The organism is Anaerolineales bacterium (assembly GCA_022866145.1).
Lineage (GTDB): Bacteria > Chloroflexota > Anaerolineae > Anaerolineales > E44-bin32 > PFL42.
The window spans coordinates 1-6,265 of record JALHUE010000492.1 but is presented as its reverse complement, the minus strand read 5'-3'; the positions used below and the strand labels follow the sequence as shown (position 1 = coordinate 6,265).

The window sequence follows — 6,265 nt, the reverse complement described above, 5'->3', positions numbered from 1 at the left end:
TCGCGCTGCAGCTCGGCCATCCGGAGGAAATCCCCGCGGAAACCGTAGCGGCCCTACATCACCGCTACCAGAATCACTACGGCCAGAGGTAAGGACCCCCAACTGGCCAAACGCGCGGGCTAAGCGCAGAAGACTGGCCCGAGGTCGGGGCACAAGCACACGTTCGGCCCCCCCTCTCACCTCCCATTCTGCCCGCCCGAAAGCGACCCCCGGCCCCATTTCGCTGGGCACGGACCAGAGGCGACGGAGCAAGCATGGTGTTATAAGTGTGCAAGGTTCCCTTCCATCGGAAGAGCCCGGAGGATAGAAGCATGAGCGAGGCAGTTGAACCGACAGGCGTCCCTGCGCCGTCCTTCTTTGAACGGCCGGGCGTCCACCAGGCGATCCTCCCAGTCGGGCCGGGGGTTCCGCTGGGTATGGAAGGCATTTATAGCCCCGAGCTCGGAATCGGGGGCGTGTACGGCGCGTGGGGGAGAAGCTACGACAACCAGGCCCTTCGAGCCTTCATTGAGCATCGGCTGGGCGAGCCGATGAAGGACGAGGAGGTGATGAACCTCGCCGAACTGGGGTTCCTTCACCGGCATCACCTCACCGAGCTGTCGGAGGCCGAGCACCTCGAACTGGAGCTCGAGGTCGGCGCGCGCATGCTGCGCGAGGCGGCCCGCGTCAACGGCTGGGATCCTTCCGAGGTGCAAGGCGTTCTGATCGGGATGACCGGCCCGGTGGCGGACGACTACGTGGCCCAGATCGCCCGGCGCGCCGGGATATCCGACGATGCCCTCCTGGTCAGCGTCCACAAGGCGTGTGACGGCTCGATGGGCGCGTTGCACCTGGCGCTCAACCCGGACCTGGCCGCGCCCGGGCAGATCAACATCGCCGAGGCGCTTCGTGGCAAGAAGGTCCTCGTGGGCGGGATCGAGGGCCTGAGCCGGTTCGCCCGCCGGGCGCGCGACAGGAGCGCGCTGCAGCTCTTCGGCAACGGCGCCGGCGTGATCGGCGTCATCCCCGGCCAGACGATGAAGTTTCTGGTGGGCAAGAGCCACGAAGCCTTCGATCAGGAGGGGCTGCTCAAGGTGCAGATGCTCTACCCCTACTCCGGGCCCAAGCAGGCCGGGAAACCGCTGGTCGAGGTCTCGCAGGAGGCACCCGCTCGCGTGCGTGTCGCCGGCCTGATGCCTGAGCCCGAGGATGGCAGCCCGGTGGTGATGGCCGGCATGATGGGCATGGTCAAGCTGTTCGTCCGGACCGGCGTCCAGGTGGTGTCGGAAGTGGTGCATGAGTATCAGGCTTTGATGGACAAGCTGGGCACGCCGGACAAGCCGATCGCCGTCGCCATTGTCCACCACGCCAACTACAAGATTAACCAGCTCAAGGCCAAGCATCTCAGCAAGGAGGGCATCCGGTTCCCAATGCCCTGGCTGTTGAGTGAGTTCGGCAACGTGAGCGCCGCCTCGAACATGATCGCCTTCCTGCGGCAGCTTCCCAAGATCCGTCCCGGTGATCACGTGCTGTTGGACGGCTTTGGCGCCGGCACGTACTACGATGTCCTGGCCGTGGCTTTGGGAACTTGAAGCGCGCCTGTCGCCCGCAAACGACGAACGCCGGAGAAGTTTCTCCGGCGTTCGCTTTCGTCCACTGTGGGTTTGTGCCGACGGTCACCGGCGGCCCGGTCGACGAGTCCCGTTCGTGCACCGTATCGAGTGGGTCAAGGCATCGAGTCGCATCGAGCTCGTCGCTCGTGGAGGGCAGGTCCTGGCCGCAGGCGAGGTGTCAAGCCAGGCCGCGAGTTTGCCGATCCTATCCCCCAACGGCGGGGAGATCTGGGCAGCGCTCCCCCAAGACAGCACCCTCGTGCCTGCCCTGTCGCGGATGGCACCCGTCCCGGGACAATACCGGCAGGAATTCCACATCCCGGTCGCGAGGCTTGTGTAGGGCAACCCCTGCCCCACCCTTTCCCCGTCGGCTTGTGTCCCCAGGGTTGGGGATCCCGGACATAGTTCATTTTCTAGCCCCCTATTGTAGAATATGGCCAATCCCCATCTCACAGGAGATCGGCCAATGTTCACCAAGAAAGTCAGGCTTCCGACCTTGTTCGGAGTGGTTCTCGTATTCTCCTTGGCTTGCTCGACTGTCCCAGGCGCCGTCAAAGGCCTAGCTCCGAACGGCCCGGGTGAGGCGAAGGTCTCCACAACCGGGGCCCTTCGGGCGCAGGCATCCTCAACCGTCAGTGTGCTGCTAACCTGGGAGCCGGTCTCCGGCGCCACACAATACCAGCTCGATGCTAAGTACAGTGAAGGGGAGTTCCTGCCTGTTGCACAACTAGCCAGCGGCGAAGAAGTCTATGAGGACTTCGTCTTCCCAGGCATCACTGATCTCACTTACCGGCTGACCTCTGCAACCAGCTCAGGATCGAGCGAGGTCGGCACGGCAACGATCACCTTCCCGCCTGTGCAGCCCAATGCACTCACCGTGCAAGCTGAGCGCTACCAGCCGACGATTGCGGCGATGCCCACAATCGACATGGAGAACTTCGATCCGAACAACTTCGACCCGTCTTCTCTCATCCAAACCTGGTCCTCCTCTCAGGAGATCGGACCCGAGGGTGGCACTCTGTCCGTGACGAGCCCGGACGAGGTCAGCTTCACCCTGGAGGTCCCAGCCGGGGCTGTTGAGGAGGCGACCAGCTTCTCCTTGACACCGATCGAGAGCGTCAGCAATTTGCCCTTGAGCGGGGGCTTGCTTGGGGCTGTGCACATCCAGCCGGAGCTGGTCCTTGGCGTCCCGGCGATGCTGACCATCGATGGGATAGGGGGCGGCCAGTCCTCGTCTGCGCCGCTGACGGTGGGATTTGCTGTTTCCCCAATCTTGGAGGAGTTCTACTTGTACCCACTAGCAGACCAGACGGGGCGCGGTCAGCACCCAAGCGGTGGGGGACATCTCGCCGATCTCGTGGCCCCGTCGCTACAGAATGGGGGATCGGCGAGTATGGCTGTTGGGAGGGGAGGCACATACGGTGTTGGCGCCGCTTCGAACGGAGACGTCCGGGCCCAGGCGGAAAGAACCCCAACGGATGCCGGCGCACAGACGGCGCAGCACAACGCCGTGCAGCAGGTCGGCGGATCGGGCTCTGGCCAGAGCGCCGCTTTCCGGCAGACGGGGGAAGCCATTCAAAACAGATTCGCCTCTGCCGATGGCTGGCAAGCTATGGGGAGCATGGCCTCCGCGCTCGACCAGTATGCGCAGGATGGTGGGTTCAAGCACAACGATGAGCTCAACGGGCGCTTGATCGACCAATTCCTCAAGAAGCTCAAGCCTCTGCTGGACAGGAACAAGGGCGACTGCCTGACGCTGGACGATCTCTTCGCTCAGGAAGTCACGGGGAAGATGGGCAATCCCAAGAACGAATTCTGGCAATTGGTGGCGCAGGCATATCGCGCCCGGTACAAGGCGGCCGGACAGAAGCTGCTCGATGATCTGGCGTTCGGTGACAAGTCCTGCTCGATTGCCTTGGAGTTCACTTCGTCGGTCAAGATCGATTACAACGACAAGGAGCTGGGGTGGTGGGGCGCGAAGGTGCGTACCGAAACCCCCATCCCACTCAAACTCTACTATCTGGATGGCCGTCATGTCTTGCAGAGCAAAGGCAAGGGCCATGTTAGATACGTGTCTTATGAAGACAAGTCGGGGGAATGCCCCCCCACCGTGGTCAAGCAGTACCCCATGGTGGACATCATCGTCTCGCGTCTCCTTCCGGTATTCCGAGAACAGAAGTTGTACGATTTCTGGCTCGTGGCGCTTGAGTTCCCTGGCCGGGATCTCGCGGCTCGTGTGAGTAGTACCCAGGACAAGAAGGGATGTACCACGAGCACCAACATCTCGGGTGGCGGTGATCTCTGGTCGGGAGTATTTGCTCTCCTCTCAGTCGACCGGGGGGCCATCGACGGGTGGAAGTCGTCCACCGGCGACCTCTCCACCGAAGGCGGCAATCTCGTTGCCACCACGGAGGTCAAGGATCGCACGATCACCGTGGGCGAGCAGACGTGGACCGAGAACGCCGTCTACAAGCTCACCATCCGGCGGGCGTCCAAACAATGACCTGCCCATGAAGTAGGCTCTCGTGGAACTGCGCCGAGGGAACGGCGACAGCCAGAGCCGAAGGAAGATCCAGGACGGCTGGAGACGTGGTATGGAAACGGCTGCACAACGAAATCGAGTAGGGAGGATGGGTCGCCCGTCCTCCCTCTCACACCACCGGACATGCGGGTCCGCATCCGGCGGTTCGTCGAGGTAGATGCAGCTGGTCATAGTACTCAGTGAAGGCACATAGTCCTTGAGCATCCCAGAAAGCAGTGCTCAGCGCCATGTGCACCACAGGTGTCGCAGCCATGCGCCACGGGCTACTGCCCGTCGCACCTAGCCCGGCGAGGTGTCGAGGCACACCCAGCGAGACCAACTCCCGCCAGCGTGTCGTTCCCCGCTTCCATCGTTTCCAGAGAAGTTGTCTCAGCCTCCGTCGAAGCCACTGGTCTAGTCCTGCAAACACACTCGGCGTGTCGGCCACCCGGAAGTAACCCATCCAGCCTCGCATGTATTCCTTGAGTTGCTGGATGATCTCCTCCAGCCGGCCCGACCGAGTGCGGCGTGTCAGTCCCCGCAGCTTCTCGCGTACTCGCTGTAGCGCCTGGCCCGCAACCCGGATCAGCACTTCGCCCATGCGGTAGAAGAAACTGAACCCCAGGAACTTCCGCTGCCCGGCCCGTGCTACCGCACTCTTCTTCTCGTTCACCTTCAGCTTCAACTTCTTCTCCAGAAACCCACGTACACTGTTCATCACCCGCTCGCCCGCCCGCTCCGTCCTGACGTAGATATTGCAGTCGTCAGCGTAGCGCACAAACCGATGTCCCCGCTTCTCCAGCTCCTTGTCCAGGTCATCCAGCATGATGTTGGCCAGCAACGGCGAGAGAGGTCCGCCCTGTGGCGTCCCCTCCTCCGTCTCCATCACTACACCCTTCACCATCACCCCGGATTGCAGATAGCGCCGGATCAGCTTCAGCACCCGCTTGTCTTTCACCACCCGTGTCACTCGTGCCATGAGCTTGTCGTGGTTGACCCGGTCGAAGAACTTCTCCAGGTCAAGATCCACCACCCAGGTGTAGCCTTCTCGGATGTACCCTTGGGCTGCCCCCACGGCGTCGTGCGCCCGGCGTCCGGGTCGAAACCCGTAACTATGAGGCGAAAAGACCGGCTCGAACAGCGGCGTCAACACCTGCCCGATCGCCTGTTGGATGAGACGATCGACCACCGTCGGGATCCCCAATAACCTCACCCCTCCGTCGGGCTTCCCTATCTCCACCCGCCGTATTGGGCTTGGCCGGTAGCTCCCCGAGTCGAGGGCGGCCCTTACCTCCAACCAGCCCAGCCCTAGCGGTCTAGGCCAGGGTGCGCTTTCAGGTACGGACGCAGCGCTTCTGTCGTCATGCCATCTACGCCCGGCGCACCCCCGTTGGCCTCGACCCGCTTGAGCGCCGAGAGCAGGTTCTTGCGCTCGTACACCTGCTCCCATACGCCCTCTCCCACTGCCTCGGACATTCCCTCGCTCGGTGTTGGGGATGGCTCGGCCCTCCGGTCGGGTCTCAATGGCTTCACCATTTCCACCCTCCCGGCAGGTCCCTCTTCCGGGGAAGTCTGCCTTCTGGGCTCATCCCACAATCCGCCCAAGTTCCTGTCCTCCTCAACGTTCGGCCCTTCCCGCTGTGACGGCAGCAGTACTATGGCCTCGGCTGACCCCTATCGCCTCAGCCTAACCTCTCGGCCAGGGTTGCCGTCCAACTACCAACGGCTGGGCAACAGGTCTCCCCAGATAAGAGGGCTGGCTGTCCCCGCATCCCTGCCCGATTTACCGCTCTGCCCCTCGATGGCCTGGACTTCGTGGTTTGTTGCCCACTCGTCCGAGCTCACGGCCTCTTATCGGGTTCGTGTCCCTCAGGTCGCGGTTTTGCCTCCGGCTTCCTCTGGACCCCGCCTCACGACGACGCCCTTCCCCTTGGCTACGGTGCGTGCCATCAACCCACGGGAAGGACTTCCACCTTCCTAGTCAGCGCCCATGCTGGGCGTACAACGCCGAAGGGCTGGCCAATCGCCAGCCCTTCTCTCCGAGGCGTAGCGCTTGACCCCGGCAGGAGCCTCCCGCCCTTCTATGCTTCAACTGCAGCCCCGAAGCGCCGCGAATCCCGCTTGGCAGCCGCTTCGTCCTGCAGGCTGGCAG

Annotated in this window: 4 protein-coding genes; 2 read left to right on the top strand and 2 right to left on the bottom strand. The window is 62.9% G+C overall.

What is annotated here, in order from left to right; all coding sequences use genetic code 11:
- Positions 1–311: 311 nt before the first annotated feature.
- Complete coding sequence (locus MUO23_14305) at positions 312–1,571, top strand: hypothetical protein (protein ID MCJ7514122.1); 1,260 nt, start codon at positions 312–314, stop codon at positions 1,569–1,571.
- 487 nt (positions 1,572–2,058) lie between these two features.
- Complete coding sequence (locus MUO23_14300; protein ID MCJ7514121.1) at positions 2,059–4,095, top strand: hypothetical protein; 2,037 nt, start codon at positions 2,059–2,061, stop codon at positions 4,093–4,095.
- Positions 4,096–4,243: 148 nt separating this feature from the next.
- On the opposite strand, the gene ltrA is transcribed toward MUO23_14300, so the two are convergent.
- Together ltrA and MUO23_14290 are read right to left on the bottom strand one after the other, a co-directional pair.
- A complete protein-coding gene (gene ltrA / locus MUO23_14295) occupies positions 4,244–5,353 on the bottom strand; it encodes a group II intron reverse transcriptase/maturase (GenBank protein MCJ7514120.1) in 1,110 nt (369 codons plus the stop codon).
- A gap of 68 nt (positions 5,354–5,421) precedes the next feature.
- Positions 5,422–5,589, bottom strand: coding sequence for a hypothetical protein (locus tag MUO23_14290; GenBank protein MCJ7514119.1), 168 nt, complete (start codon positions 5,587–5,589; stop codon positions 5,422–5,424).
- Positions 5,590–6,265: the final 676 nt, after the last annotated feature.